Source organism: Desulfocurvibacter africanus subsp. africanus DSM 2603 (assembly GCF_000422545.1).
In the GTDB taxonomy this organism is placed as follows: domain Bacteria; phylum Desulfobacterota; class Desulfovibrionia; order Desulfovibrionales; family Desulfovibrionaceae; genus Desulfocurvibacter; species Desulfocurvibacter africanus.
The window spans coordinates 221822-248306 of record NZ_AULZ01000002.1 but is presented as its reverse complement, the minus strand read 5'-3'; the positions used below and the strand labels follow the sequence as shown (position 1 = coordinate 248306).

Sequence of the window (26485 nt, the reverse complement as noted above, 5' to 3'; positions counted from 1 at the left end):
TATTTGCAAGGTGCTGTGGTACGACTGTGTCACAATCCTGTCCCTGCTGCGGGCTTCGTCCGCAGCAGGGACAGCTAAGGAGGCGGCGTGCGATCTCCCGCGCGAGCGCAAGCCGTATGCTCACCACGGAGTCCGGCACGTGCCGCCGATCCAGCGCCATCGTACCTCCGGGCACGGCTCCGGAACATCCGCTCCAGCCCGATCACGCCGCGTCGGAGCACTTCCATGTCCGGCCCAAAGCTCAGCCGGATGTGGTCCCGGTAGCAGGAGTGGGGGCGCCGCCGGTCGGGGTTCACGTCGAAAAACACCCCGGGCACCACGATGACCTTTTCCTCCAAAGCCCGTTCAAAGAAGACCATGGCATCGCGGAACTCCTCGGGCAGCGCTTTGAGGCTCGCCCAGATGTAGAAGCCTCCCTCTGGCAAGGCCTCAATAACAAAGCCCAAGCGGGTGAGCTCTCCCAGCAGATAGTCCCGCTTGTGGCTAAACTCCGTCTTGATGGCCGCGATTTCCCGGCCGGCTCCTTCCAGGGAGAGCAACTTGATGGCCGCGCGCTGCAACGGGTGGTTCGCTCCGCCGTCCAGGAACGATCCGGCGCTAGCTACGGCCTCAATCACCGTGCTCGGCCCCACAATCCAGCCGACTCTCCAGCCGGGGTAACGCCAATTCTTGGTCACGCCGTCCACCACGAGCACCGGGTCCCGGTCCACTTCCTCCACGAATTCCGCGGCCGAGACCCGAAGGTCACGCTTTCCGTAGAGGTAATGGGAATAGAACTCGTCCATGATCAGGGCGCAGCCGTAGGACCTGGAAAGTTCCACCCACTGCCGGAGTTCCTCCCCCGCCACCAGCCGTCCGGTAGGATTGGACGGATTGGAGGCAAGGAGCGCCCCGAGGCCCCGGCTGACTATTTCCCGCTCCAGAATGGACGGGGCCGTCCGATAGGCGGTTGCGGGGTCCAGGCGAATGGGGATTGGGGTGAAGGAACGAAATACGGATAGGAGTTCCTCGTAGGCCGTGTAGTCCGGGATGAAGTGGCCAAGGTTAATATTGCCGAGGGCCGCGGCGACGCGGGTCAGTGCCGCCCTCCCGCCCGGCGCGATGCAGACGTTGCGCCATGTGTACTTGGAGCGTTTCCCCTGGCGATGGAAGTGGTTGTAAAACTCTGCCACCGCCATGCGCAGGTCCTGTCTGCCGGCGACCGGCGCATACTCCTGCTCCCAGGCATCGCAGTTGATGCGCTGCGGCGCGTCAGGGAGCTGCGCGGTGGACGGCGCACCCTGCCCGAGGTTGGCCCACTCCGGATGGTCGGGGGTGAAGCCGAGGGTCTGGGCGCGGTGCATGACCTGGATAACGCCCGTACGCGGTACGGTCCGGAAGCCGGGGATACTGCTTGTGCTGATCGAAACAGGCCGTAACGGCAGTTGGGGCATGGAATGCGAAAGCGTTAGGTCGGCGGGCCGCGGTGCGTACATGCTATCTTCTCCGTGCAGCGGGAGTTGTGACGGGCGACATCCCGGCCGGCGCAAATGGCGCGCGCGAAGCGGCAGGCAGGCGGGTGGTCGCGACTATATGGCCAAGACCAACGAGTTGTTCCGGATCACGAGGATCAGCCGAGCTGAGCGCTGGGGAGCGCGGCCCGGCTATCCAGCAGCGGCTGCGGAGGCGAAGGCGGGAGCGTTCCCGGGAAGACGGGAGAGGAAAGAAAAATGGGACGGCAGGGTTGCGTTCCCCACGCCATCAAGCCATACGCTTTCGGGACGACGTCCATCGAGGCGCGGACTGGATGGGCATATAGGGGATATGGACTTCATCGAATGATGATAAGGAGAGAGGGACGCAAAAGTCAAGTGTCGCGGGTGGCGTTGTCAGTGAATTGCGTCAACGCCTACGCGGCGGCAAGCCATGCGACGCATAGCTTGCAGAGCATTTTCAAAAGCAAAAAACTCGAACTCGACGGAGTAGATCGGCATGGGTTTTCTTGGACACCGACCTAGTACGACTGTGTCACATCATGGGGCCATATATTATAATGATTTGCATTATTCGACCACTGCTTGTGCAAAATACCCGGCTGACTCAGCAACCTACAGAGGCTTATGACATAGCCGTACTATAGCAATATGCAAATGAAATTCGCGGGACCCTGGCCTACGGGCCTGCCCGCAACAGCTCAGACAATCTGGAGACGCGGACCCGCTTGATCCTCCAGCACCCGGCCGATGCAATCGGCCGGTTCGCCATGGGACTGCAGCATGGCCCGGACCTGTTCCAACAGAGCTTCTGGCACGGCCAGGATCATGCCTCCCGAAGTTTGAGCGTCGAAAATACAATCCAGTCGGACCGGATCAACATCCGTTGAAGCAGTGACCGCATGGCTGCAGAATTTACGATTAGCGTGACTACCTTCGGGCACTAGGCCCATGCCCGCCAATTCCAGTGCTTCGGGCAGTATCGGCACGGACTGTGCGTCGATCTGAACGCATTGACCCGAAGCGTTGGCCATCTCCAACAAATGCCCACCCAGGCCAAAGCCGGTGACATCCGTGGCGCCCTTGAGTCCCACTTCGCGGATGATCTGCCCAGCCACTCGGTTGAGCCGGCTTGCCCATTGATACAGCAGATCCTCCATGCGCTCGTGGCCTTCCCAGCGGGCCTTTATGGCCGTAGCCAAAATGCCGGTGCCCAAGGGCTTGGTCAGCACGAGTCTGTCGCCAGGGCAAAGACCGCCATTGGTTGCGTATCGATCCTCGTCCACAACACCGGAAACGGAGAGACCGTACTTGATCTCGACGTCTTCGACGCTGTGGCCGCCAGCCAAAAGGGCTCCGGCTTCACGCACCTTATCCAAGCCTCCGCGCAGGATATCCCGCAAGATTGCCTTGTCCATGCGCTTGGCTGGGAAGCACACGATGTTCATTGCGCACAGTGGCTCTCCGCCCATGGCGTAGATATCGGATAGGGAATTGGCTGCGGCAATCTGACCGAAGCGGTAAGGATCGTTGACAATGGGTGTGAAGAAATCGAGGGTCTGAACCAAGGCCTTGCCCACGGGAAATCTGATGATGGCCGCATCCTCATTAGCCGCCACACCACTGAGTACCCGCGGATCGGCATCCGTCCGCAGATCGACAAGAATCTCCTCCAGGTCCCCCGGAGGTATTTTGGCTGCTCAGCCCGAAGCCTTGACCTTATCCACCAGGCTGATCTTGCTCATGCTGCCTCCCAGAACTCGTTTACGTCATCCCTGTCGCCTGTCATCGGCAGGCATTCATCAAAAAATCAATGAAGTAGCGTGTGACAGGGAATATGTGGCGCTTCTCGTGACGAATGAGATAAAAGCGGCGTCTGATAGCCAAGGAAGGCGCATTCAACTCCAGGAGTTCGCCTCTGTCGATATAGGCCTGAGCCGCTATGCGGGAAGTGATGCCTACTCCGAAGCCAGACAGGACGCATTGCAGCACCGCCTCGGTGCTCTCCACCGTAAGCGAGATATTCAGGCAGCGAATGTCCAAGCCGATTGCCAGCAAGCCTTTTTCAAAGGCCTTACGCGTACCGGAACCACGCTCGCGCATAACCCAGGGCCATGTGCAGATCTCCTTTGTGCCGAGAGTCTTGCCTATGGGCCGATTGAGCTTGGGCGAGGCCACGATAACGAGCTGGTCATCCTTTAGCGGGATGAACTCGAGTTCCGGCCTATCCAGTTCAGCGCCGACAACACCTAAAATGAGATCACCGCGAGTGACCATATCGACTACCGAAACGGTATCCCCGACCCTGAGATCCACATGCACGTCGGGGTAACGTTTGGTGAAATCGGCAAGAACGCGGGGCAGTATGTAGTGCGCGGGTATAGTACTGCCGCCGATGACCAAATCCCCCGAGATCTTATCCTGCAGCAGCTGGATCTCCGCCTTGGCATTCTCAAGGCTGAGAAAGGCTTCTTTGGCATAACGAAAGAGAACCTTGCCGGCCAGTGTGGGCAAAATCATGCGACCCAGGCGATCGAAGAGTTGAACGCCCAACTCTTCCTCCAAGCTGGAAACATGGGCGCTTATGGTTGGTTGAGAGAGAAACAGATCCTGTCCCGCCTTGGAAAAGCTTCCCAATTCGTACACCTTGCAGAAGGCTTCAAGTCTTCGGATATCCATTGGCTATAGTCTCGATAGCTTTTATCTATGCACAAGGACAAAAAAAAGGCAGGCTGTTTGCCTGCCTTTTTCATTACTGACTATTCGGCTTTCGAAGCTTCGGAGCTCGCAGCCTGAGTCGGCTCGGCGCTCTGAGCAGGCTTGGTCGCCTTGGTGCCGCGATCGGTAGCCAGCTCGATTACAGCCATGGACGCGCAGTCGCCACGGCGAGGAAGAGCCAACTTCACAATGCGGGTATATCCTCCCCCCATGCCCGAGAAGCGCGGTCCGATCTCGTCGAACAGCTTCTGGACCAGGGTATGGCTTTCCAGGACACGGTAAGCCAAACGACGGGAGTGCAGATCGTTCTGCAAGGCTAAAGTGATGAGCCTATCCGCAAACTTCCGCAGTTCCTTTGCCTTGACTTCGGTGGTCGTTATACGATCATGAGTCAGCAGAGACTTAGCCATGTTGCGGAACATAGCCTTGCGATGGGAGCTGCTCTTGCCGAACTTCTTTCCGGATACGTTATGCCTCATCGCTGTCTTTCCTCTTCAGCCACTCTTGGTATTTTTCGTCGAAACTGTCGACGTGCATGCCGAACTCGAGTCCCATGTTCTCGAGCACCCGACGAATCTCCTCAAGGGACTTGCGGCCAAAATTCTTGGTCTTGAGCATCTCATTTTCCGTCTTCTGGACGAGCTCGCCCACGAGACGGATATTGGCGCTCTTTAGGCAATTGGTAGCCCTGACCGAGAGTTCCAGCTCGTCGATGTTCTTATAGAGGTTCGGGTTCTCTTCGCCGCTGGAGGGCTGATAGGACTTTTCCTCGTCCGAGGAGTGCTCGTCGAAGTTGATGAACACCGAGAGCTGATCCTTGAGGATCTTGGCGCTGTAAGCCACTGCATCCTCGGGAGTCACCGATCCGTCCGTCCAAACTTCCATGAGGAGCTTATCGTAGTTGGTCATCTGCCCAACGCGGGCCTGCTCCACTGTGTAGGCGACCTTCTTGACTGGAGAGAAGCTCGCGTCCAGAGGGATGAGCCCGATCTCGTTCTGCAGGCCGTCGTGCATTTCAGCTGGCACATAGCCCTTGCCCATGCGCACTTCCAGGTCGATCTTGAACTCCATCTCCTCGCTCAAAGTGGCGATATGCTGGCCCGGGTTGAGCACTCGGAGGTTTTGGTTCTCCTGGATCGCCGCCGCGGTGACCGCCCCTTTCTTGTCGGCACGGAGCACTATGTGCTGAGGCTGGTCAGTGGTCATGGAAAACCTGACCAGCTTGAGATTCAGGATAAGGTCGGTGACATCCTCCTGAACCCCTGGAATAGTGGTGAACTCGTGCTGAACGCCCTGGATGCGCACGGAGATGATTGCCGCTCCCTGCAAGGAGGACAGAAGCACACGACGCAGGGCATTGCCTATTGTCGTGCCGAAACCGCGCTCCAGGGGCTCGCAGACGAACTTAGCATACGTGTTCGTCGACTTGGCGGCCCTGCCGATCTGTTCCGGCTTAACCAGCTCGGACCAGTTGCGGGTGTTGATGAGTCTGTCGCCATTATGGATGAGCATGCCGTGCACCTATTACTTAGAATACAATTCAACGATGAGGGACTCGGAAATCGGGAACTGGATGTCTTCTCTGACGGGCCTGTCCTTGACGGTCCCCTTGAAGTTCGCTCCGTCGACCTCGAGCCAAGCAGGCAGGCCGCGACGAGCGATGACTTCCTGAGCTTCCATGATAACGGGGATCTTCCTGTTCTTCTCGCGCACGGTGATCGTGTCACCCGGCTTGAGCTGCAGCGAAGGAACGGTCACCTTATGACCGTTGAGCACGAACACGCCATGTCGCACAAGCTGGCGGGCCTGGTTGCGCGAGTTGGTGAAGCCCATGCGATAGATCACGTTGTCAAGCCGCAACTCAAGCAAGCGCAGCAGGTTGGTACCCGTAACGCCATGCTGCCGGTCGGCTTCAACGAAGTAATCATGAAATTGTGCTTCAAGAATGCCGTACATGCGCCGAACCTTCTGCTTCTCGCGCAGCTGGACAGCGTAGTCGCTCATCTTCTTGCGCGCACGGCCATGCATGCCGGGGGCATAGGGACGGCGTTCGTAGGCGCACTTGTCGGTGAAGCAGCGATCACCCTTAAGGAAAAGCTTCCCGGCTTCACGCCGGCAGATGCGGCACTTGGCTTCTGTATATCTGGCCACTGTAAATATCCTCCTCTACCTAGACGCGACGCCGCTTAGGAGGACGGCAGCCGTTATGCGGAATGGGGGTGATGTCGCGAATGAAGGTTACTTTAAAACCCGCATTGTTGATAGCGCGCATGGCGGCTTCACGGCCAGCGCCTGGGCCAGTAACCAGAATGCCGACGGAACGCATGCCGTTATCCTGGGCAGTCCGCGCTGCGCTCTCGGCAGCCACCTGCGCAGCAAACGGCGTGGACTTGCGCGAGCCCTTGAAGCCGGCTCCGCCAGAGCTGGCCCAGCTTATGACGTTACCCTTCATATCAGTGAAGGAAATAATCGTATTGTTGAATGTAGCCTTTATATGGGCAATGCCCATAGGGATATTCTTCTTTTCCCTTTTCTTGCCTGCGCGGCGAGGTTTAGCCATTGGCTTTCTCCGGTTCTACAATGCTCATGGGATTGGTAAGCCAGCGATTGAGCCAGCTAGCTACCTGCCGAGGCTTGCTGCCCCGGACTACTTCTTCTTCTTGCCGCCGACTGCAGCGCGGCGCGGGCCCTTGCGGGTGCGCGCATTGGTATGCGTGCGCTGACCATGGACAGGCAGTCCACGGCGGTGCCGAAGTCCACGATAACAGCCAATATCCATAAGTCGCTTGATATTGCCTGTCACATCGCGGCGAAGATCGCCCTCGACCTTATAGTTCGTCTCAAGCTCACGACGGACCGTATTGAGCTCGTTATCATCCAGGTTGTCGATATTGCGAGCCCAGTCCACACCGGCACCATCGCAAATCTTGAGAGCGGTGGTACGGCCAATGCCGTAGATATAGGTAAGCGCAATATCCAAACGCTTGTTCCTGGGCAGTTCTACACCAGCTATACGAGCCACGATCTACCCCTCTTAACCCTGACGCTGTTTGTGCCTGGGGTTTTCACAAATAATACGAAGGATTCCGTTACGCCTTATGATCTTGCACTTGGGGCAGATCTTTTTAACGGAAGGCCTGACTTTCATCGTACCGTCTCCACTTGGTTGTCCGCTAGCCGCCAATACAAAGAGCGGCTTCCGTATATATTCATGCCGTGCCGCGGTATTGCAACACAAAGAGGTAAGCGATGTCTAATCGCTTACACTCAAAATCTCCGGTCCATTTTTGGTCACAGCCACGGTGTGCTCAAAATGGGCGGATAGTTGGCGGTCCTTCGTGACCGCCGTCCAATTATCAGCCAGGATATCAACATCGGCCTGCCCCACGGTCACCATGGGTTCAATGGCCAAAACCATCCCAGCCTTGAGCGGCATCTCCTGTGTTCCTGGAGGCACGAAATTGGGCACTTCTGGCTTTTCGTGCAATCGTCGGCCAATGCCGTGCCCGACGAAGCGCTTAACGACATTGTAGCCTTTGCCCTCGACATACCCTTGGATGGCCCTGGATATGTCCTGCACCGTGTTGCCTTCACGGGCCTGGGCGATACCCTTCAGGAGGGAGTTGCGAGTCACCTCCAGAAGGTCCATGGCCTTAACAGAAATTTCACCCACTGTATAGGTCCTGGCTGAATCTCCGAAAAAGCCATCATGTATCACGCCCATGTCAAAGCTGACGATATCGCCTTCATTAAGAATCCGCTTTGAAGGAAAGCCGTGGACAATCTCCTCGTTAACCGAGCAGCACAAGGCAAAAGGATACCCATGATAGCCCTGAAAGGCAGGCGTAACCTTATACTCGGCACACAGATTCTGGGCCAGTTCCTCGAAGAACATGGTCTGAACCCCTGGCCTTACCTCGCGGCCCAAAGCATCCAGGATGCGGGAGACAATCCTGTTTGCCTCGCGCATTATGGCAATTTCCTGCTCATTCTTCAGGTAAACGCCACGAAACTTCTTCACTGCACCCTACTTCCCGGTCCGGCCTTTGACGCGACCAGCCTTGGACATAAGACCTTCATACTGGCGCGATATGAGATAAGACTCGATCTTACCCATGAAGTCCATCGCCACACCCACAACGATGAGCAGCGAGGTGCCGCCATAGTAGTAGGGGACGTTGAACTGGGCGATCAGCAGCATGGGCAGCACACAGATGGCCGAGATGTACAGCGAGCCCCACAGGGTAATCCTGGCAAGAACCTTGTCAATGTACTCTTTGGTCTTGGCGCCGGGGCGTATTCCCGGGATAAAGCCACCCTGCTTGCGTATATTCTCCGCTATGTTCTGCGGATCAAAGATGATCGCAGTGTAGAAATAGCAGAAGAAGATAATTATGCCCACGAAGAGGACATTGTAGAGCACCGAGGTCGGGTTGAACCAACCGGATATACGCTGCAGGATCTCAATGTCCGAGAAGTTGGCCAGTGTGGCCGGGAACATGAGAATGCTCGAGGCGAAAATAGGCGGTATCACACCAGCCGTATTGATGCGCAGAGGCAAATGGGTGGTCTGGCCTCCAAACATCTTCCGCCCCATCATCCGCTTGGCGTAATGAATTGGAATGCGGCGCTGCCCCCGTTCCATGAATACAATGAACACGAGCACGCAAACCATGACGGCCATAATGAACAGCAGGATGAACAAGGACATTTCACCTGTGCTCACTAGCCGCCCGGTATTGATGAGTGCCCTGGGGATGCCTGCTACGATACCCGCGAATATGATAAGCGAGATACCGTTGCCGATGCCCTTCTCCGTGATCTGCTCTCCGATCCACATAACGAAGATGGTGCCGGCGGTCATGGTCACGATTGTTACCAGGCGGAACCCCCAGCCTGCGGTGACCACAATGGGCGCACCGGTAGGACTGGTCATGTTTTCCAAGCCGATGGCAATCGCCAGACCCTGCACGACGGTGATCAGCACCGTGCCGTAGCGGGTGTACTGGGTGATCTTCTTGCGCCCTGCGGCACCTTCTTCCTTGGACAACCTGCTCAACTCCGGGCTGACCACCGTGAGCAACTGCAAGATAATGGATGCCGAAATGTACGGCATGATGCCCAAGGCTAGAATGGACAGGTTGCTCAGGCCACCGCCAGAAAACATGTCGAACAAGCCGAATAAGGTGTTGCTGACGGTAGCAAAGAAATCGGAGAGAGCCTGAGCGTCCACCCCTGGCACTGGAATATGAATGCCAACACGATAGACGGCCAGGAGCAGGAAGGTCCAAAAAAGACGCTTCCTGAGCTCCGGCAGCCTAGCGATATTCTCGAATCCGGAAGCAGCCACAGCTCTAGCCTTCCAATGCCTTGGCCGAACCTCCGGCCTTGGCGATCTTCTCCAAAGCGGATTTGCTGAACCGATGCGCCTCGATACTCATGGCAGCGGCGAGCTCGCCATTTCCGAGAATCTTGACTGCTACGCCGCGAGGGCACAATCCCTTGGCGTACATGTCCTCAAGGGACACTTCGGCCGCACCCTGGAATACTTCCGCAATGCGCGACAGATTCACAGGAGCATACTCGACACGAAACGGATTTTTGAAGCCGTGCTTGGGCAAGCGGCGTGCCAAGGGCATCTGGCCACCTTCAAAGCCCGGCTTAGCACTGTAGCCGGAGCGGGAGCGTGCGCCCTTGTGGCCCTTGCCGGATGTGCCGCCAAGACCCGAGCCGCCGCCGCGACCTACGCGCTTCCTCGTTTTCCGCTCTTCATCGAACGGATAGAGTTCGTTAAGACGCATTACTCTGTGACCTCCACCAGGTGCGCCACCTGCATGATCATGCCTCGGGTGGCGCCGTTATCAGGAAGCTCATGGACCTGACGGATCTTGCGCAGACCCAAAGCTTCGAGGGTAGCCCTCTGCTTGGGCGTGCAGCCGATCTTGCTCTTGATCAGTTTAACCTTCATGGGTTCGTTCCTTGTACCGCGGTCTTATTTCCGCGGGGTCGAGAGCGCCTTGCCGCGCAGGCCGGAGACATAATCGGCGCTCATCAGGGAGTCGAGCCCGGCAATGGTTGCCTTGAGCACGTTGTGCGGGTTGTTGGTCCCGATGGCCTTAGTCAGGATGTCGGAAATACCCAGGGCTTCCATGACCGCGCGAACCGGACCACCAGCTATGATGCCAGTACCCTTGGAGGCGGGCTTGAGCATCACTCGGCCGGCGCCAAAACGGCCCAGAACCTCGTAAGGCAGGGTGCCGTCCAGCACCGGTACGGTGATCAGGCTTTTCTTGGCTTGATCGCTAGCCTTACGGATAGCCTCGGGGACTTCATTGGCCTTACCAAGGCCATAGCCCACCTTGCCCTTACCGTCGCCGACGACCACCAGGGCACTGAAGCTGAAGCGACGGCCGCCCTTGACGACCTTGGCCACGCGGTTCAGGTAGACGATCTTTTCGATCATCCCGGAATCGTCACGATCCATAGGAGATTTCTGATGGTTCATTAGAACTCAAGCCCCCCTTCCCGGGCACCGTCGGCCAGGGCCTTGATGCGGCCGTGGTAGAGATAGCCGTTGCGGTCGAAAACAACGGTAGAAATGTTCTTTTCCTTGGCCTTACCCGCCATATCCTTGCCAACCTTGGCTGCAGTTTCCTTGTCGAGCTTGGTCTGCTCGCCGGACTTGTTCAGCACAAGCGTGGAGGTGGACAGCAGAGTCTTGCCAGCATCGTCGTCCACAAGCTGCACATAAATGTGCTTGTTCGAACGGTATACCACCATTCTCGGACGGGCGGCCGTGCCGGATATCTTCTTGCGGATGCGAATTTTTCTCCGCTGACGCTGATCCTTCTTGGTAACCTTCATGGCGCCATCCTACTTCTTGCCGCCGGACTTGCCAGCCTTGCGACGAATCTGCTCGTCCACATACTTGATGCCCTTGCCTTTGAACGGCTCAGGCGGACGCACCCGGCGGATTTGTGCAGCAACCTCACCAACCATCTCCTTGCTCATGCCGGCAATGGTCAGCTTATTGCCCTCGGCCTTGGCATTGATGCCTTCGGGCATGGGAAACTCCACTGGGTGGGAGTACCCTACGGTAAGAACGACCTTCTTGCCCTGGACCTGGACCTTATAGCCCACGCCCACGACCTCCAAGGACTTCTCGAACCCCTTGGTCACGCCGTGGATGGCGTTGGCCATAAGGGTGCGCCGCAGGCCGTGCTGCTCGCGAGCAGCGCGGGTTTCATCCCTGCGCAGTACGAGAACCTTACCGCCCTCGACCGTGACTTCAATTTTAGGGTGTACGGGCGTGGCAAGCATGCCCTTGGGTCCCTTGACCTCAATGGCTTCGCTGCCAACCTTGACTTCAACCCCGGAAGGGATCTCAATGGGATTTTTTCCTATTCGCGACATGGCTCCACCTTCTACCAGATTTCGCACAAAAGCTCGCCGCCAACATTATCGGCCTTGGCGTTAGCACCGGCGAGCAAGCCTTTGGAGGTGGACAGAATGCAGATGCCGAGTCCATTCTGGACATCCGGAATCTCTTGCGCCGGAACGTAGACGCGACGACCAGGCGTGCTGATGCGACGCATCCCCCTGATCAGGCGCTGTCCCTTGACGTACTTGAGCTTTATGATGATATCGCGCTCGGCAAGAGAGTAGTCCTGTATGAAGCCTTCATCCTTGAGGATGCCGGCTATGGACTCCTTAATCTTGGAGAGCGGGATTTTCGTCTCCGCGTGTAGGGCGGAATGGGCATTGCGGATGCGAGTCAGCATATCCGCAATAGGATCAACTACAGCCATGGGTATCTCCTTCCTACCAGCTCGATTTCCTTACCCCAGGCAGCTCGCCACAAAGGGCCTTGTTCCTGAAGCAGATGCGGCAAACGCCGAACTTGCGCAGGTAGGCACGAGAGCGGCCACAAATAGGGCAGCGGTTGTACGCCCGAGCGGAAAATTTGGGTTTACGGCGGGCTTTCACCATCATTGCGGTACGGGCCATTGAACTCTCCTTACTTCTTGAAGGGCATGCCGAGAAGGGAGAGCAGTACCTTCCCTTCCTTGTCGGAACCGGCCGTGGTGACGATTGTCACGTTCATGCCCTTGACCTTCTCCACCCTGTCCACCGTGATCTCGGGGAAGATGGTATGGTCCTTGATGCCAAGGGTGAAATTGCCCCTGCCGTCGAAACCGCGGTCAGGAATGCCCTGAAAGTCGCGCACGCGCGGCAGGGCGAAGTTGACCAGCTTGTCCAGGAAGTCCCACATGCGTTCGCGACGCAGGGAAACTCGGCAGCCAATCGGCATGCCTTCGCGCAGTTTGAAGGCTGCGATAGACTTCTTGGCCCTGGTGACGAGCGACTTCTGCCCGGCTATCAGGGTAAGCTCTTCATGCGCGTCCTCAATGAGCTTGTGATTCTGGCTCGCCTCGCCAAGACCGATGTTCAGGTAGATAGCCTTGATCTTAGGTATCTCCATCGGCGACTTGTAACCAAACTCCTTGGCTAGCTCAGGCGCGACCTTCTCCGTATACAGCTTTTCCAGGCGTGTCATTGCGTACCTGCTACTTGATAATCTCATTGCACTTCTTGCAGAAGCGCACTTTCTTGCCGTCTTCCGTGTACTTATATCCTACCCGGGTCGGCTTGGCGCAGGCGTCGCAAACGACTGCCAGATTGGAGACATGGATGGGGGCTTCCTTCTCCACAATCCCGCCCTGCTGACCGCTATAGGGATTGCCACGGGTATGCCTCTTGACCAAATTGACTTTCTCGACCAGGACCCGGTCATGCTTGCGCAATATCTTAAGGACCTTACCAATCTTGCCCTTATCCTTGCCGGCGATGACCTGGACCTTGTCGTCCTTGTGAATTCTAAATTGCTTCATCTTAGAGCACCTCGGGGGCCAGGGAGACAATCTTCATGAAGTTCTTCTGACGAAGCTCTCTGGCTACTGGGCCGAAAATGCGTGTGCCGACGGGCTCAAGCTGCTTGGTGAGCAGCACGGCCGAGTTGGTGTCGAACTTGATGAAGGATCCATCAGGACGACCCACTTCTTTAGTGGTGCGCACGACGACCGCCTTCATAACTTCGCCCTTCTTTACCTTGGCGTGGGGCATGGCTTCCTTGACGGAAACCACGATGATGTCGCCCACGGAGGCATACCGGCGCTTACTGCCGCCAAGCACTTTGATGCAGGCGACTTTCTTGGCCCCGGAGTTGTCGGCCACGTCGAGCGTGGATTCAACCTGAATCATGGCGGACTCCCTGCCTTAAACCGCTTTCTCGAGCACTCTTTGCAACTGCCAACGTTTCTGGCGGCTCAAGGGACGCGATTCTATGATCTCAACCTTGTCGCCGATCTTGCATTCATTGGCCGCGTCATGGGCCATGAACTTCTTCCGGCGGCGGACGTATTTGCCAAACAGCGGATGCTTGACCATGGTTTCGACACGCACGACAATTGTCTTGTCGCACTTGTCACTTACCACTTCGCCTATGAGGATCCGCTTGTTGCTGCGCTTTTCCATGCTCTCGCTCATGCCCTATGCTCCAGTCTTTTCCTGAATGATAGTCTCGATGCGGGCAATGGTCCTGCGCACGGCCTTGATCCGTTGCGTATTCTCGAGCTGGGCCGTGGCGTGTTGGAAGCGCAAGTTGAACAGTTCCTTACGGTAGTCCACGAGCTTCTGCCCCATTGCACCGGCATCGAGATCCCGGATTTCTTTTGCCTTCATCATTGTCCAAGGCCCTCCTTGAGTACAATGGCGGTCTTGACCGGAAGCTTGTGCTGGGCGCGAACAAGGGCCTCACGCGCAAGCTCCAGGGCAACGCCTTTGACCTCGTAAAGGACACGACCGGGGCGGACGGGAGCGACCCAGCCCACCGGTGCGCCCTTGCCGCTTCCCTGACGGGTTTCAGCAGGCTTGGCAGTGATGGGCGCATCGGGGAAGATCCGGATCCAGACCTTACCGCCGCGCTTGATATGCCGCATGATGGCCACACGGGCTGCCTCGATCTGCTGAGCGGTCAACTTGCCATGCTCGAGTGTCTTTATGCCGATATCGCCGAAGGAGATTTCAGTGCCACGAGTGGCATTCCCCTTCAGGCGGCCTTTCTGCCGTTTGCGGAACTTAACTCTTTTGGGGCTAAGCATTACTGTTCAACCTCATCCAAGATTTCACCCTTGAAGATCCAGACCTTGACCCCGATGACTCCGTAGGTGGTGCGGGCCTCGGCGAAACCGTAGTCGAGATCAGCGCGCAGGGTCTGCAGGGGCACGCGGCCATCGCGGTACCACTCCTGACGGGCAATCTCGGCGCCGGCCAAGCGACCGGAACAGGACAACTTGATGCCCTCTGCGCCGAACTTGCGGGCCAACCCCACGGTGCGCTTCATGGCGCGGCGGAAAGCCACGCGACGCTCAAGCTGCAAGGCAATGTTTTCGGCCACGAGCTGGGCATCGATTTCCGGACGACGGATCTCGATGACCTCGATGGAGAAGTCGCGCTGGAACTTATGCTTGAGAGTGTCGCGAATCTTCTCGATCTCAATGCCTTTGCGTCCGATAACGATGCCGGGGCGAGCAGTATGGATTATGAGGCGAACCTTGCCCCCTGCGCGCTCGATTTCGATGCGCGAAAGACCGGCGTGGTACAGAGCCTTTTTCACGTACTTGCGGACTTTGTCGTCCTCGTACACGAATGCAGGATAGTCTTTCTTGCTGTACCAACGGGACAACCAGTTCTTGTTGTACCCAAGCCGAAAACCGTAGGGATGGACTTTCTGACCCATGTTCGCCTCTTAGCTTTCCTCGACAACCACGGTGATGTGGCTGGTCCGTTTCAGTATCCTGTAGGCGCGGCCCATTGCCCGGGGCATGATGCGTTTCCACATTGGCCCTGGGTTAATGATAACCTGCTTGACCTTCAGGGAGTCAATGTCCACGCCTGGAATCTGCTCGGCATTAGCTACGGCCGAATGCAGAACCTTGCCGACTTCGAATGCGGCCTTCTTGGGCGTGAACTTCAGCACATTTATCGCATCTTCAACTGGAAGACCATTAATGTTGCGAGCAACTATGCGGGTCTTCTGGGGAGAGATGCGGATGAACTTAGCGGTTGCTCTAGCTTCCATCGTTCACCCCTTACTTCTTGCCCGCTTTGGTCTTTTTGTCCGCGGCATGGCCGAAATAGGTCCTCGTCGGAGAAAACTCTCCGAGTTTGTGGCCGACCATATTCTCGCTAACGAACACAGGAATGAACTTGCGGCCGTTATGCACGGCGAAAGTCATACCAACCATTTCCGGGACGATTGTTGAACGCCGGGACCAGGTTTTGATCACCCGGCGGTCCCTGGTCTCGTTGGCCTTCTCCACCTTCTTCTGAAGGTGGTTATCGATAAAGGGCCCTTTCTTGAGCGATCTGGGCATGGTCTACTCCTATTTCTCGCCGCGCCGCTTGATGATCAGCTTGGAAGACTGCTTCTTGCGGCTCCTGGTCTTGTAGCCCTTGGTGGGCATGCCCCACGGCGACACCGGATGACGTCCGCCGGAGCTTCTGCCCTCGCCGCCACCAAGCGGGTGATCGACGGGGTTCATGGCCACGCCGCGCACCTTGGGCCGCTGGCCGAGCCAACGGTTGCGGCCAGCCTTGCCGAGAGAGATGTTCTCGTGCTGGATGTTACCCACCTGGCCGACAGTGGCCGTGCAGGTGGCCAGCACCTTACGCACCTCGCCCGAAGGCATGCGCAACAAGGCGTGGTTGCCTTCCTTCGCGATCACCTGAGCATACGTTCCGGCTGCGCGGCAGAACTGGCCTCCACGGCCCGGGTACAACTCAATGTTGTGCACGATTGTGCCAACGGGAATCTTGATCAGCGCCAAGGCATTGCCGGGCTTGATATCGGCTGTATCACCAGCCACGACATTATCACCGGCATTGATGCCAACCGGAGCCAGAATGTAGCGCTTCTCACCGTCGGCGTAATGCAGCAGTGCGATGCGCGCACTACGGTTAGGATCATATTCAATGCTGGCGACCTTGGCGGGAACGCCAACCTTGTCGCGCTTGAAATCAATGATGCGGTACAGCTTCTTATGGCCGCCGCCACGGCGACGCGAAGTGATGCGGCCATTGTTGTTGCGGCCAGCCTTCTTGCAAAGGCCTTCGGTCAAAGACTTCTCAGGTGCGATCTTTGTGATTTCCTCGAAGTCCGAGACCGTCTGGAAGCGACGTCCCGCAGACGTGGGCTTGAGCTTGCGAACAGCCATGTCTCTTACACTCCTTCGAAGAACTCGATTTTATCGCCCTTAGCCAATGTGACGTAGGCCTTCTTATAGCCAGGCGCCTTGCCAATGTTCCGGCCCGAGCGCTTTCTCGCCTGCGGCTGCCTGCGGATGACGTTCACAGCCTCGACTTTCACTTTGAAGGCCTCTTCCACAGCTCGCACGATCTCAATTTTGTTGGCTTCCGGGTGGACATAGAAGGTTACCTGATTATCGGTGTCCTTCAATGCCGTAGCCTTCTCGGATATTACAGGCTTAATGAGGATTTGTGTGTAATCCATGGTTATTTCAACCTTTCCTGTACGGACTCGACGGCGCTCTGGAGCATCACCAGCTGCGGGTACTTCAGCACATCGTATACGTTGAGCTGGTCCGCCATAAGTACTTTGATGTCCGGGACATTCCGGGCCGAAAGAGTGAGCGTATTATCAACTTCATTCAGGACGATCAAGGCCTTTTGCAGCCCAAGACCCTTGGCGACCGCGGCGAACTTCTTGGTCTTGATCTCGTCCATGATGATGCCGTTCAGCACCATGAGGTCGTTACCGGCTAACTTGGAGGACAAGGCCATCTTCAGCGCAAGAGCTCTGACTTTCTTGTTCACCTTGAAGGCATACGACCGGGGCTGAGGACCAAAAGTCGTAGCACCATGACGCCACAATGGGGAACGGGAGCTACCCGCGCGGGCGCGTCCGGTGCCCTTTTGACGCCAGGGCTTTTTCCCGCCGCCAGTGATGAGCGCACGGTTTTTGGTCATATGTGTGCCGGAGCGGGCGGCCGCGCGCTGGGCGCGTACCACGAGATTCAGAATCTCGGGGCGGACCGGGACTTCGAAGACCTCTGGCGCCAACTCGATGTCGCCGATTTCTTTCTTCGCTTGATCGACTACTTTAACAACAGCCATGGTCTTTCCCCTAGCTCTGCTTACGTACCATAATCAGGCTGTTCTTGGCACCCGGGATCTGGCCCCTAATGAGGATGACGTTCTCCTCGGGCCGAACCTCGATGACCTCCAAATTCTTGTAGGTCACGCGACGGTTGCCCATTTGGCCAGGCATCTTTTTGCCGGGAATGACGCGGCCTGGATACGTGTTGTTACCTACGGAACCCGGAGAGCGGTGGACCTTCTCGGCGCCGTGCGATGCGCGCATGCCTTTGAAGTTGTGCCGCTTGATGACGCCCTGGAATCCCTTGCCCTTGGAAGTGCCGGTGACCTTGACGCGGTCGCCGCGCTTGAACAGCTCGGTGGTCAGATCCTGACCAACTGCATATTCAGAAACATCCTGAATACGGAACTCACGTGCGAAGCGGAAAAAACCCTTGCCAGCCTTGGACTGGTGGCCAAGCGTGGGCTTGTTCATCTTGCGCTCGGGAATAGAATCGTAACCGACCTGAAGGGCTGTGTAGCCATCGGTCTCCGTATTCTTGACCTGGAGCACCGGACAGGGGCCGACTGCAATGACAGTCACCGGAGTGATGGTGCCGTCGTCCGCGAAGATCCGGGTCATGCCCAGCTTGCGTCCGAGTAATCCTAGATTGTGATTGGCCATGTCCTTCCTCACACTACAGCTTGATTTCGACATCCACGCCGGCAGGCAGAGACAACTTGCCGAGCGCGTCCACGGTTTGCTGCGTGGGCTCCAAGATGTCCAGCAGGCGCTTATGGATGCGCAGCTCGAACTGTTCACGCGACTTCTTGTCAACGTGCACAGAGCGGTTGACCGTCACCTTGTTAATGTTGGTCGGCAGCGGAATGGGACCGGCTATGGCCGCTCCAGTATTACGCGCCGTATCAACGATCTCGGCCACCGCCTTATCGAGGATGCGGTAGTCATAGGATTTCAGCTTGATGCGGATGCGATCGCTCGTCATTGCAACCATTGTCTTACTCCGTGATTTCGGAGACAACGCCGGCGCCCACGGTGCGTCCGCCCTCGCGGATGGCGAAGCGCAGGCCCTTCTCCATGGCGATGGGGGCGATCAGCTCGACCATGAACGTGGCATTGTCGCCGGGCATGACCATCTCCACGCCCTCGGCCAGGGTCACCACACCGGTGATGTCCGTGGTGCGGAAATAGAACTGCGGACGATATCCGGAGAAGAACGGCGTATGACGGCCGCCCTCTTCCTTGGACAGAATGTACACCTCGGCATTGAACTTCTTGTGCGGCGTGATCGAGTTCGGGGCAGCCAGCACCTGGCCGCGCTCCACGTCCTCGCGCTTGACGCCGCGCAGCAGCACGCCCACGTTGTCGCCCGCCTGGCCCTGGTCCAGGATCTTGCGGAACATCTCAACGCCCGTGCAGGTCGTCTTGACCGTATCCTTGATGCCGATGATGGCCACTTCACCGCCGACCTTGATGATTCCGCGCTCCACGCGTCCCGTGACCACGGTGCCGCGGCCGGAGATGGAGAACACGTCCTCGATGGGCATCAGGAAGGGGCGCTCGATGTCGCGCTGCGGCTCGGGAATGAACTCGTCGCAGGCCTTCATGAGCTCGAAGATCGGCTTGCAGGCGTCGGAGTTCACGTCGTCGGACTCCAGGGCCTGCAGGGCCGAGCCGCGCACCACCGGGGTGTCGTCGCCGGGGTAGTCGTACTTGGACAGAAGCTCGCGCACTTCGAGCTCGACAAGCTCAAGCAGCTCCTCGTCGTCCACCAGGTCGACCTTGTTCAGGAAGACCACCAGGGCCGGCACGCCGACCTGACGGGCGAGCAGGATGTGCTCACGCGTCTGGGGCATGGGGCCGTCGGTGGCGGCCACGACGATGATCGCGCCGTCCATCTGGGCCGCGCCCGTGATCATGTTCTTGATGTAGTCGGCGTGACCCGGGCAGTCCACGTGCGCGTAGTGACGATTGGCGGTCTCGTACTCCACGTGCGCCGTGGCGATGGTGATGCCGCGCTCTTTCTCTTCAGGGGCCTTGTCGATCTGATCGAAGGCCGTGAACTGGGCCCAGCCCTTCATGGACAGGGTCTTGGTGATGGCGGCCGTCAGCGTGGTCTTGCCGTGGTCGATATGGCCGATGGTGCCGATGTTTACGTGCGGCTTCTTCCGCTCGAATTTCGCTTTACCCATGGTGAGTACCCCTATTGCTGCTTCTTGATGATGGCTTCCGCCAAGTTGGCGGGCACCCGCTCATAATGGTCGAACTGCATGGTGAAGGTCGCACGACCCTGAGTGCGGGAGCGGAGATCGGTTGCGTATCCGAACATTGCGGACAGCGGCACCAACGACCGGATGATCTGCGCGCCACCGGTGGCCTCCATGCCGGACACACGGCCGCGACGCCCGTTCAGATCGCCCATGACATCGCCGAGGTACTCCTCGGGAGTTACGATCTCAACGGACATGATGGGTTCCAGCAGTATCGGGTCAGCCTTTCTGATGGCTTCCTTCACCGCCATTGAACCCGCGATATAAAAAGCCTGCTCCGAGGAGTCGACTTCATGGTAGGAGCCGAAGGTCAGCTCAACCTTGAGGTCCACGATCGGATAGCCGGCGACAACACCGCCCTTGAGAGCTTCGATGATGCCCTTGTTTACGGCCGGAATGTATTCCTTGGGAATAACGCCGCCCTTGACAGCATCCACGAACTCGTAGCCCTTTTCGGCGTTAGGCGAAACCTCGATGACCACGTGGCCGTACTGGCCGCGGCCGCCGCTCTGCTTGGCGTACTTCGTGTCCTGCTTGACCGGCTTGGTGATGGTCTCACGATAGGCCACGCGAGGAGCACCCACGTTGGCGTTCACGCTAAACTCACGCAGCAGACGGTCGACGATGATCTCAAGGTGCAGTTCGCCCATGCCGGCGATGAGCGTCTGATTGCTCTCCTCGTCGGTGGACACGCGGAAGGACGGATCCTCCCTAGCCAACTTGGCCAAAGCGTCCGAGAGCGCATCGCGGTCGGCCTTCGACTTGGGCTCGATGGCAACTTCGATGACCGGATCAGGAATGGTCAAGGACTCCAGCTTTACAGCGCGCTTGGGCTCGCACAGCGTGTCGCCCGTGGAGACTGCCTTGAGGCCCACGGCGGCAACGATATCGCCGGCCCAGGACTCCTTGATTTCCTCACGCTTGTTGGCGTGCATCTTGAGCAGACGGCCGACGCGCTCCTTCCTGCCGGTATTGGCGTTGAGCACGGTCATGCCGGTCTCAATATGACCGGAGTAAATGCGCAGGAAAGTCAGGTGACCAACAAAAGGGTCGGTCATAAGCTTAAAGGCCAGAGCGGCCAAGGGCTCATTGTCGTCGGTATTGCAGACGATCTTATCGCCCTTGTCCGGGTCCACGCCCACCATCTGCGCTACGTCGAGCGGAGAAGGCAGATATTCCACCACGCAGTCGAGCAGAGGCTGCACGCCCTTGTTCTTGAAGGCCGAGCCGCACAGAACCGGCGTGATGGACATGTTGATGGTGGCCTTGCGGATACCAGCCTTGATCTCATCCGTGGAGAGCGTCTCGCCACCGAGATACTTCTCCATGAGCGTATCGTCTTCTTCGGCTATTGCCTCGACGAGCTCCAGGCGCATCTCTTCGTACTGGTCCATCAGGTCGGCGGGGATTTCCTCATAGCGGTAATCCTTGCCCATGGACTGGTCATCGAAATAGATGGCCTTGCCCATGACCAGATCAACGATGCCCTTGAACTCATCCTCGCCGCCGATAGGCAGCTGCAGGGGCACGGGCTTGGCGCCCAAGCGATCCTTGATGGTCTTGGTGGCGCGGAAGAAGTTGGCGCCGATGCGATCCATCTTGTTGATGAAGCAGATACGAGGAACTTTGTATCGGTCGGCCTGGCGCCAGACGGTTTCGGACTGCGGCTGCACACCAGCCACGGCGTCGAAGAGGGCTACAGCGCCGTCCAGGACACGCAGGGAGCGCTCGACTTCCATGGTGAAGTCCACGTGACCCGGCGTATCGATAATATTGATGCGGTGATCCTTCCAGTAGCAGGTCGTGGCCGCACTAGTGATAGTGATGCCGCGCTCCTGCTCCTGAACCATCCAGTCCATGGTGGCCTGGCCGTCATGAACCTCACCGATCTTGTGCGAAACGCCGGTGTAGAAAAGGATGCGCTCAGTGGTAGTCGTCTTACCGGCATCAATGTGAGCCATGATGCCGATATTGCGCTGCTTAACAATGGGTACAATTCTCGCCACGGTCTATACTCCCAGCCTACCAGCGGTAATGCGCGAAGGCCTTGTTGGCGTCCGCCATCTTGTGCACGTCTTCGCGTTTCTTAACGGCGCCGCCGCGGCCATGATAAGCATCCAGCAACTCGGCGGAAAGCTTGCTGGCCATACCCTTCTCACCGCGGGAGCGGGAGTAGTTGATGAGCCAGCGAATGGCCAGGGACACCTGACGATCGGGGCGCACCTCGACGGGGACCTGATAGGTCGCGCCACCGACGCGGCGAGACTTGACTTCCAGGTGAGGCTTAACGTTGCTCAGAGCCTTCTCGAAGGCATCCAGAGGCTGATCGCCAGTCTTCTCACCAAGGAAATCCATGCACTTGTAGAAAATTTTCTCGGCCACACCCTTCTTACCCTGGTACATCAGCCTATTCATAAAACGGCTGACGAGCACGCTGCTGTAGAGCGGATCGGGAAGAACTTCGCGAGTGGGAACCGGACCTTTACGGGGCATATCAACTCCTCCTTACTTGGGCCGCTTGGCGCCGTACTTGGAGCGGCCCTGGCGACGATCTGCAACGCCGGCGGTATCAAGAGTGCCGCGCACGATGTGATAGCGGACACCGGGAAGGTCCTTGACTCGGCCTCCGCGGATCATGACCACGGAGTGCTCCTGCAAGTTGTGTCCCTCGCCGGGGATGTAGGCTGTCACCTCGAGGCCATTGGTGAGACGCACGCGCGCGACCTTACGCAAGGCCGAGTTAGGCTTCTTGGGTGTGGTCGTATAAACGCGGGTACAGACGCCGCGACGCTGCGGACAAGCCTGCAGCGCGGGGGTCTTCTTGCGCTTGACCTGCAGCTCGCGCTGCTTCCTGACCAGTTGGTTAATCGTGGGCATGAGCCAAACTCCGTACTTTAATTTAGCGTGTCACAAAGGCCATGCGGCGCAATCAGCGCATTCCTGCTTTGAGCGCCGATCGCTCCATAAAAAAATATACGCGCTATTCCCGTCTGGCGGCCCATAACTCCCCTTGGGGTGCCCGGAAGGATGGCTTTCGCCGGGCTGGGAACGAATCGCGGTAAACCGCGGTGATCCCCTTGGGTTATCGGGCCTGCCGTGCCGAAGGCTGTCCGCATTAATCGGGACTGTCGGCAGGAATTAAAAACATCGCCCCGCTTACGGGACACGCTCTTATATACGATTTTTTTTAGATTGCAAGGGGCAAATCGGATCAAGTCGATTTTTTATGCCACCTCGCACCCTCGCATCTCGCATTTTCCAGCTTTCGCGCCAACCATTGTCTACGGCGAGGCACGCTGGGTGGGTTGCCTTCGAGAGCGTTGCTCCTTACATAAGGCCTACCCGACCATACTGCAAGGCGAAGTATACTATAATGATCAAACGCTCTCTATCCTTCCCTCCGATCTGGTTGATCGTTGCGCTGGCTTTGCTGCTCCCCTTTACTTTCGCAACGGGCTCCAAGGGGGCCGAGTCCCCTATGGCCGGCAAAGGCAAGAAGCGAAATATCCTTTATATCAATTCCTACCAGAACGGCTACATCTGGTCGGACACGATTCTTGACGGCATCCGCCAAACGTTTGTCCAAAGCGGACTTCAGATCGACCTGCAGGTCGAATACCTTGATGCCAAAAAGCACCCGGACTATGCCGTGCGTGAACAACTGCGCGCTCTCATGGCCGTGAAGTTCAGAAACATCGACTTCGACGCGGTGATCGTTTCCGACAATGATGCCTTCAGCTTCGCCCTGGATTACCGCCAGGAACTGTTCCCCGGGGTCCCGCTGGTCTTCTGCGGCGTCAACCATTTTGATTCGGAAACGATTGCCGGCCAGGCCGCCGTTACCGGCGTACTTGAGCATACCCGCGTGGCGGAGACCCTGAAGCTCGCCATGCGCCTGCATCCAGGCCGCAAGCGGCTGCTGGTCATCGGCGACGAGTCCACCACATCCGTGGCCATCGAGGCCCAGGTGCGCGACGCCATGCCCCAGTTCAAAGATCGACTCATTTTCGATTACCGCAGGGTGAACAACATGGAGGAGCTCACCCGGACTGTGGAAACGGCCGACCGAAACACCATCATCTACCATATCCCCTATTATATGGATGAAGGCGGGACATTCCTGACACCCTGGGAAGTCGAGGCTGCCGTAGCGGAAATGACCGACGTGCCCATCTACAGCGGATGGGTTTTCCTGCTTGGGCACGGCATGCTGGGCGGCATGCTCCTCTCGGGCGAGCATCAGGGCCATCTGGCGGCCCAGATGGTCCTGGATATCCTGGCCGGCAAGTCGCCTGACGACATCCCAGTGCTGGAGCGCACCGACGAGCAGTACTACTTCGACAACGACGTCCTCGCGCGCCATGGCATTCCCCATGACCGACTGCCTGCGGGAAGCATCATCATCAACCAGCCCAAGCCCTTCTACGAATTGGAAAAACCTGTTTTCTGGACCATCATGGCCAGCCTGGGCGTGCTCACGGCGGTGCTCTTCTTCCTGGCCCTGAACATCCGCCAGCGCAAATACGCCGAGCGCAGACTCAAGGACCAGCTCTATTTCATGGAGCTGCTCATGGACACCATTCCCACACCAATCTACTTCCGCAGCAAGTCCGGGGCTTATACCGACTTCAACAAGGCCTTTCAGCGCTGGTTCGGCACGGACCGCGATGCGCTGAACGCCACGCTGCCCAAGGAGATCAAGGCCGCCGGAGGCTCGCGGCTGCGCAATCCAGCGACATTGTCCGACGCGGCGGACAAGGAGCTTTTGGCCAGGCCGGGCGTGCGCGTCTACGAACAGGTCCTGGAGAGCATAGACGGTAAGCGCCATAACGTGCTCATGCACAAGGCCACCTATCGCAACGCCAGTGGGGAGGTGGAGGGTCTTGTGGGCGTGCTCTACGACTTTACGGATCGCCATAAAGCCGAGGAAGATCTGCGGCGGGCCGAGGAAAAGTACCGCTCCATCTTCGAGAATTCGGCGCTGGGCATATTCCGCGTGACCGCCGAAGGCGACTGGCTGGACGCCAACCCAGCCCTTGCCCATATGCTCGGCTACGCAACGCCGGTTGCACTTATGACTTCCGGGCGCACGATCCTGGCCGATCTGCATTGCGCCGAGTTGGAGGCCTTGGCCGTGACGGCCGCGGACCGCCCCGGCGCCGCGGCCTTTGAATGCCGCCTTACGCGCGTCGATGGCCAGGAGCTTGCGGTGCGGGCGTATCTTCGGTCGATAACATCCGAGGACGGCAGCTCGACCCGCCTGGAAGGAATCGTTGAGGACGTGACCTCGCGCCGCAAGGCCGAACGCGATCTGCGCGACTCGCAGAAAATGCTGCGTATGGTTCTTGATAACATCCCGCAGCTTGTGTTCTGGAAAGACAAAGACCTGCGCTACATGGGAGCCAACAAATCCTTCGCCGATTTCTTCGGCCTGTCTGATCAGGACGAAATCATCGGCAAGACAAACCGCGACCTGCTTCCCCGCGTAATCGACGCTCTTGCCGCCGAGCGGCTGGATGCGGAGGTCATGCACGAAAACCGTTCCTGTCCGCGCACGCCCCTAGAGCTAAAAATGGCTAACGGCGAAATGGTCATCGTGGAGCTGACCAAGCTGCCGCTGCATGATTACGAGGGCCGGGTCATCGGCGTGCTCTCCACCGCCGAGGACGTAACCCGCAAGGTCAGCCTGGAACGCCAGCTCCTACAGTCCCAGAAGATGGAAGCCATCGGCACTTTCGTCAGCGGCATCGCCCATGACTTCAACAACATCCTGACCACGATCATCAACTCCGCCGAGCTGGCTCTACTGGATTTGCCGGAAGAGTCCGAGCCGGCCGAAGACGTGCGGCGGGCCCTGAACGCCGCCCAGCAGGGCAGCCATCTTGTGAGCCAGATCCATACCTACAGCCGACCCACGCGCGAGGGCTTCCTGCCCACGGAGGTCGCCGCGACCGTGCAGCAGGCCCTGGGGCTTATTCGCGCCAGTCTGCCCGGCAACATCCGCCTGCGGGAGGATGTGGAACCATCCTTGGGGCTTTGCCTGGCCGACCCGACCCAGCTGCGACAAGTTGTCATGAACCTGTGCACTAACGCTTTCCAGGCCTTGCGGGAGACCGGTGGGGTTATCGAGGTCGGGCTTCACCGCGTGGAGCTGCAACCCGAGCGGGCCGATCTGCTCGCCTTGGCCCCTGGCGAGTTTCTGTGCTTGAGTGTAAGCGATAACGGACCCGGCATTCCGCCTTCCATCGCGTCCAAGATATTCGACCCCTTCTTCACCACCAAAAGCATGGGTGAAGGCACGGGTTTGGGATTGGCCGTGGTTCAGGGCATCGTCAAGGGTCATAAGGGAGCCATCTCCCTGTCCAGCGAGCCTTGGGTCAAGACGCGTTTCGAGATATTCCTGCCCTACGAGGACGAGGGAGCCCAGCCCAAAGAGCTGGCCGAGCGTCCCACACCCTCGGGCAGCGAACGCATTCTCTTCGTGGAGGATGATCTGGATCAGTTGGAAACCATCCCCAAGGTCCTGGGACGCCTGGGCTACAGCGTCGTGGCCTGCCGCGGCGCGGACGCGGCCTTGGCGGCCTTGTCCTCCGGTGATAAGGACGCACGGTTCGATCTCGTGGTCACGGACTTCGACATGCCCGAGGCTACAGGCGTTGATTTCTCGCGCACTCTGCATCAGATTCGCCCAGGCTTGCCGGTGATCCTGGTTTCAGGCCGACGTGGAGCGATCGATGCGGCCATGGGGGTTACCAACATTCGGCACGTATTGACCAAGCCCTACAGCGGCAGAGGTCTATCCGAAGCCATTCGGGCTGTGCTCGATGCCGTTCCGGCGGAGGTCTAAT

At 58.1% G+C, this 26485-nt stretch carries 37 protein-coding genes; 1 reads left to right on the top strand and 36 read right to left on the bottom strand.

Going from position 1 to position 26485, the window contains the following annotated elements; all coding sequences use genetic code 11:
• Window positions 1–74: 74 nt before the first annotated feature.
• The 36 genes from H585_RS20745 to rpsL all read right to left on the bottom strand — a co-directional run bounded on the left by H585_RS20745 (window position 75) and on the right by rpsL (window position 22514).
• On the bottom strand, window positions 75–1475 hold the full coding sequence (locus H585_RS20745) for a pyridoxal phosphate-dependent aminotransferase (RefSeq protein ID WP_244432471.1): 1401 nt from the start codon (window positions 1473–1475) through the stop codon (window positions 75–77).
• A 698-nt stretch (window positions 1476–2173) separates the two neighbouring features.
• Window positions 2174–3217 carry a selenide, water dikinase SelD gene (gene selD / locus H585_RS0103370; RefSeq protein WP_081678583.1) on the bottom strand — a complete coding sequence of 348 codons (1044 nt, stop codon included), beginning with the start codon at window positions 3215–3217 and terminating at the stop codon, window positions 2174–2176.
• A 40-nt stretch (window positions 3218–3257) separates the two neighbouring features.
• Window positions 3258–4151 carry a selenium metabolism-associated LysR family transcriptional regulator gene (locus H585_RS0103365; RefSeq protein WP_014260266.1) on the bottom strand — a complete coding sequence of 298 codons (894 nt, stop codon included), beginning with the start codon at window positions 4149–4151 and terminating at the stop codon, window positions 3258–3260.
• An 80-nt stretch (window positions 4152–4231) separates the two neighbouring features.
• A complete protein-coding gene (gene rplQ / locus H585_RS0103360; protein ID WP_027366754.1) occupies window positions 4232–4669 on the bottom strand; it encodes a 50S ribosomal protein L17 in 438 nt (145 codons plus the stop codon).
• The gene (locus tag H585_RS0103355; RefSeq protein WP_005984482.1) at window positions 4659–5702 is read right to left on the bottom strand and encodes a DNA-directed RNA polymerase subunit alpha; all 1044 of its coding nucleotides are present in this window, start codon (window positions 5700–5702) and stop codon (window positions 4659–4661) included. The genes rplQ and H585_RS0103355 overlap by 11 nt, the downstream gene beginning before the upstream one ends.
• A gap of 12 nt (window positions 5703–5714) precedes the next feature.
• Window positions 5715–6341 (bottom strand): 30S ribosomal protein S4, encoded by a 627-nt coding sequence (gene rpsD / locus H585_RS0103350; protein ID WP_014260264.1) that lies wholly within the window; start codon window positions 6339–6341, stop codon window positions 5715–5717.
• A 19-nt stretch (window positions 6342–6360) separates the two neighbouring features.
• Window positions 6361–6750: a 30S ribosomal protein S11 gene (rpsK, locus tag H585_RS0103345; protein WP_005984478.1), complete on the bottom strand. Its 390-nt coding sequence runs from the start codon at window positions 6748–6750 to the stop codon at window positions 6361–6363.
• Between the two features lie 87 nt (window positions 6751–6837).
• Complete coding sequence (gene rpsM, locus H585_RS0103340) at window positions 6838–7212, bottom strand: 30S ribosomal protein S13 (RefSeq protein WP_005984476.1); 375 nt, start codon at window positions 7210–7212, stop codon at window positions 6838–6840.
• Between the two features lie 12 nt (window positions 7213–7224).
• Complete coding sequence (rpmJ, locus tag H585_RS22350; protein ID WP_014260263.1) at window positions 7225–7338, bottom strand: 50S ribosomal protein L36; 114 nt, start codon at window positions 7336–7338, stop codon at window positions 7225–7227.
• A gap of 105 nt (window positions 7339–7443) precedes the next feature.
• Window positions 7444–8211 carry a type I methionyl aminopeptidase gene (map, locus tag H585_RS0103335; RefSeq protein WP_014260262.1) on the bottom strand — a complete coding sequence of 256 codons (768 nt, stop codon included), beginning with the start codon at window positions 8209–8211 and terminating at the stop codon, window positions 7444–7446.
• Between the two features lie 6 nt (window positions 8212–8217).
• Window positions 8218–9540 (bottom strand): preprotein translocase subunit SecY, encoded by a 1323-nt coding sequence (gene secY, locus H585_RS0103330; RefSeq protein WP_014260261.1) that lies wholly within the window; start codon window positions 9538–9540, stop codon window positions 8218–8220.
• A gap of 4 nt (window positions 9541–9544) precedes the next feature.
• A complete protein-coding gene (gene rplO, locus H585_RS0103325; protein ID WP_014260260.1) occupies window positions 9545–9991 on the bottom strand; it encodes a 50S ribosomal protein L15 in 447 nt (148 codons plus the stop codon).
• Window positions 9991–10158, bottom strand: a complete 168-nt coding sequence (gene rpmD, locus H585_RS0103320) for a 50S ribosomal protein L30 (protein WP_005984468.1) — start codon at window positions 10156–10158, stop codon at window positions 9991–9993. The genes rplO and rpmD overlap by 1 nt, the downstream gene beginning before the upstream one ends.
• A gap of 24 nt (window positions 10159–10182) precedes the next feature.
• Window positions 10183–10674 (bottom strand): 30S ribosomal protein S5, encoded by a 492-nt coding sequence (gene rpsE, locus H585_RS0103315; RefSeq protein ID WP_027366753.1) that lies wholly within the window; start codon window positions 10672–10674, stop codon window positions 10183–10185.
• A 20-nt stretch (window positions 10675–10694) separates the two neighbouring features.
• On the bottom strand, window positions 10695–11054 hold the full coding sequence (rplR, locus tag H585_RS0103310; protein ID WP_005984463.1) for a 50S ribosomal protein L18: 360 nt from the start codon (window positions 11052–11054) through the stop codon (window positions 10695–10697).
• A 9-nt stretch (window positions 11055–11063) separates the two neighbouring features.
• The gene (rplF, locus tag H585_RS0103305) at window positions 11064–11603 is read right to left on the bottom strand and encodes a 50S ribosomal protein L6 (RefSeq protein WP_014260259.1); all 540 of its coding nucleotides are present in this window, start codon (window positions 11601–11603) and stop codon (window positions 11064–11066) included.
• Between the two features lie 11 nt (window positions 11604–11614).
• Window positions 11615–11998, bottom strand: a complete 384-nt coding sequence (gene rpsH / locus H585_RS0103300; protein ID WP_005984460.1) for a 30S ribosomal protein S8 — start codon at window positions 11996–11998, stop codon at window positions 11615–11617.
• 13 nt (window positions 11999–12011) lie between these two features.
• Entirely contained in the window at window positions 12012–12197 is a 186-nt protein-coding gene (locus tag H585_RS22345; RefSeq protein ID WP_005984459.1) for a type Z 30S ribosomal protein S14, read from the bottom strand.
• Between the two features lie 10 nt (window positions 12198–12207).
• Window positions 12208–12747 (bottom strand): 50S ribosomal protein L5, encoded by a 540-nt coding sequence (gene rplE, locus H585_RS0103295; protein ID WP_005984457.1) that lies wholly within the window; start codon window positions 12745–12747, stop codon window positions 12208–12210.
• Window positions 12748–12757: 10 nt separating this feature from the next.
• A complete protein-coding gene (rplX, locus tag H585_RS0103290; RefSeq protein WP_005984455.1) occupies window positions 12758–13081 on the bottom strand; it encodes a 50S ribosomal protein L24 in 324 nt (107 codons plus the stop codon).
• 1 nt (window position 13082) lies between these two features.
• Window positions 13083–13451 (bottom strand): 50S ribosomal protein L14, encoded by a 369-nt coding sequence (rplN, locus tag H585_RS0103285; protein WP_005984453.1) that lies wholly within the window; start codon window positions 13449–13451, stop codon window positions 13083–13085.
• A gap of 15 nt (window positions 13452–13466) precedes the next feature.
• Window positions 13467–13736: a 30S ribosomal protein S17 gene (rpsQ, locus tag H585_RS0103280; RefSeq protein ID WP_005984452.1), complete on the bottom strand. Its 270-nt coding sequence runs from the start codon at window positions 13734–13736 to the stop codon at window positions 13467–13469.
• 3 nt (window positions 13737–13739) lie between these two features.
• Window positions 13740–13931, bottom strand: a complete 192-nt coding sequence (gene rpmC, locus H585_RS0103275; protein WP_027366752.1) for a 50S ribosomal protein L29 — start codon at window positions 13929–13931, stop codon at window positions 13740–13742.
• The gene (rplP, locus tag H585_RS0103270) at window positions 13931–14350 is read right to left on the bottom strand and encodes a 50S ribosomal protein L16 (protein ID WP_005984448.1); all 420 of its coding nucleotides are present in this window, start codon (window positions 14348–14350) and stop codon (window positions 13931–13933) included. The genes rpmC and rplP overlap by 1 nt, the downstream gene beginning before the upstream one ends.
• The gene (gene rpsC / locus H585_RS0103265; RefSeq protein ID WP_005984446.1) at window positions 14350–14988 is read right to left on the bottom strand and encodes a 30S ribosomal protein S3; all 639 of its coding nucleotides are present in this window, start codon (window positions 14986–14988) and stop codon (window positions 14350–14352) included. The genes rplP and rpsC overlap by 1 nt, the downstream gene beginning before the upstream one ends.
• Before the next feature lie 9 nt (window positions 14989–14997).
• The gene (gene rplV / locus H585_RS0103260) at window positions 14998–15330 is read right to left on the bottom strand and encodes a 50S ribosomal protein L22 (RefSeq protein ID WP_005984443.1); all 333 of its coding nucleotides are present in this window, start codon (window positions 15328–15330) and stop codon (window positions 14998–15000) included.
• Window positions 15331–15340: 10 nt separating this feature from the next.
• Complete coding sequence (gene rpsS, locus H585_RS0103255) at window positions 15341–15625, bottom strand: 30S ribosomal protein S19 (protein WP_005984441.1); 285 nt, start codon at window positions 15623–15625, stop codon at window positions 15341–15343.
• A 9-nt stretch (window positions 15626–15634) separates the two neighbouring features.
• Window positions 15635–16465: a 50S ribosomal protein L2 gene (gene rplB / locus H585_RS0103250; RefSeq protein ID WP_005984439.1), complete on the bottom strand. Its 831-nt coding sequence runs from the start codon at window positions 16463–16465 to the stop codon at window positions 15635–15637.
• 5 nt (window positions 16466–16470) lie between these two features.
• The gene (rplW, locus tag H585_RS0103245; RefSeq protein ID WP_005984437.1) at window positions 16471–16761 is read right to left on the bottom strand and encodes a 50S ribosomal protein L23; all 291 of its coding nucleotides are present in this window, start codon (window positions 16759–16761) and stop codon (window positions 16471–16473) included.
• A gap of 2 nt (window positions 16762–16763) precedes the next feature.
• Window positions 16764–17384, bottom strand: a complete 621-nt coding sequence (gene rplD, locus H585_RS0103240; protein WP_005984435.1) for a 50S ribosomal protein L4 — start codon at window positions 17382–17384, stop codon at window positions 16764–16766.
• A gap of 10 nt (window positions 17385–17394) precedes the next feature.
• The gene (rplC, locus tag H585_RS0103235; protein WP_005984433.1) at window positions 17395–18030 is read right to left on the bottom strand and encodes a 50S ribosomal protein L3; all 636 of its coding nucleotides are present in this window, start codon (window positions 18028–18030) and stop codon (window positions 17395–17397) included.
• A 13-nt stretch (window positions 18031–18043) separates the two neighbouring features.
• Entirely contained in the window at window positions 18044–18361 is a 318-nt protein-coding gene (rpsJ, locus tag H585_RS0103230; RefSeq protein WP_005984429.1) for a 30S ribosomal protein S10, read from the bottom strand.
• A 4-nt stretch (window positions 18362–18365) separates the two neighbouring features.
• The gene (gene tuf, locus H585_RS0103225) at window positions 18366–19559 is read right to left on the bottom strand and encodes an elongation factor Tu (RefSeq protein ID WP_014258449.1); all 1194 of its coding nucleotides are present in this window, start codon (window positions 19557–19559) and stop codon (window positions 18366–18368) included.
• An 11-nt stretch (window positions 19560–19570) separates the two neighbouring features.
• Window positions 19571–21643, bottom strand: a complete 2073-nt coding sequence (gene fusA, locus H585_RS0103220; RefSeq protein ID WP_027366751.1) for an elongation factor G — start codon at window positions 21641–21643, stop codon at window positions 19571–19573.
• Between the two features lie 16 nt (window positions 21644–21659).
• A complete protein-coding gene (gene rpsG / locus H585_RS0103215; RefSeq protein WP_005987504.1) occupies window positions 21660–22130 on the bottom strand; it encodes a 30S ribosomal protein S7 in 471 nt (156 codons plus the stop codon).
• Between the two features lie 12 nt (window positions 22131–22142).
• Window positions 22143–22514 (bottom strand): 30S ribosomal protein S12, encoded by a 372-nt coding sequence (gene rpsL, locus H585_RS0103210; RefSeq protein ID WP_005987506.1) that lies wholly within the window; start codon window positions 22512–22514, stop codon window positions 22143–22145.
• Between the two features lie 601 nt (window positions 22515–23115).
• Between rpsL and H585_RS0103205 the strand changes: the two genes are divergently transcribed.
• Window positions 23116–26484, top strand: coding sequence for a hybrid sensor histidine kinase/response regulator (locus tag H585_RS0103205; RefSeq protein WP_244432470.1), 3369 nt, complete (start codon window positions 23116–23118; stop codon window positions 26482–26484).
• Window position 26485 lies beyond the last annotated feature (1 nt).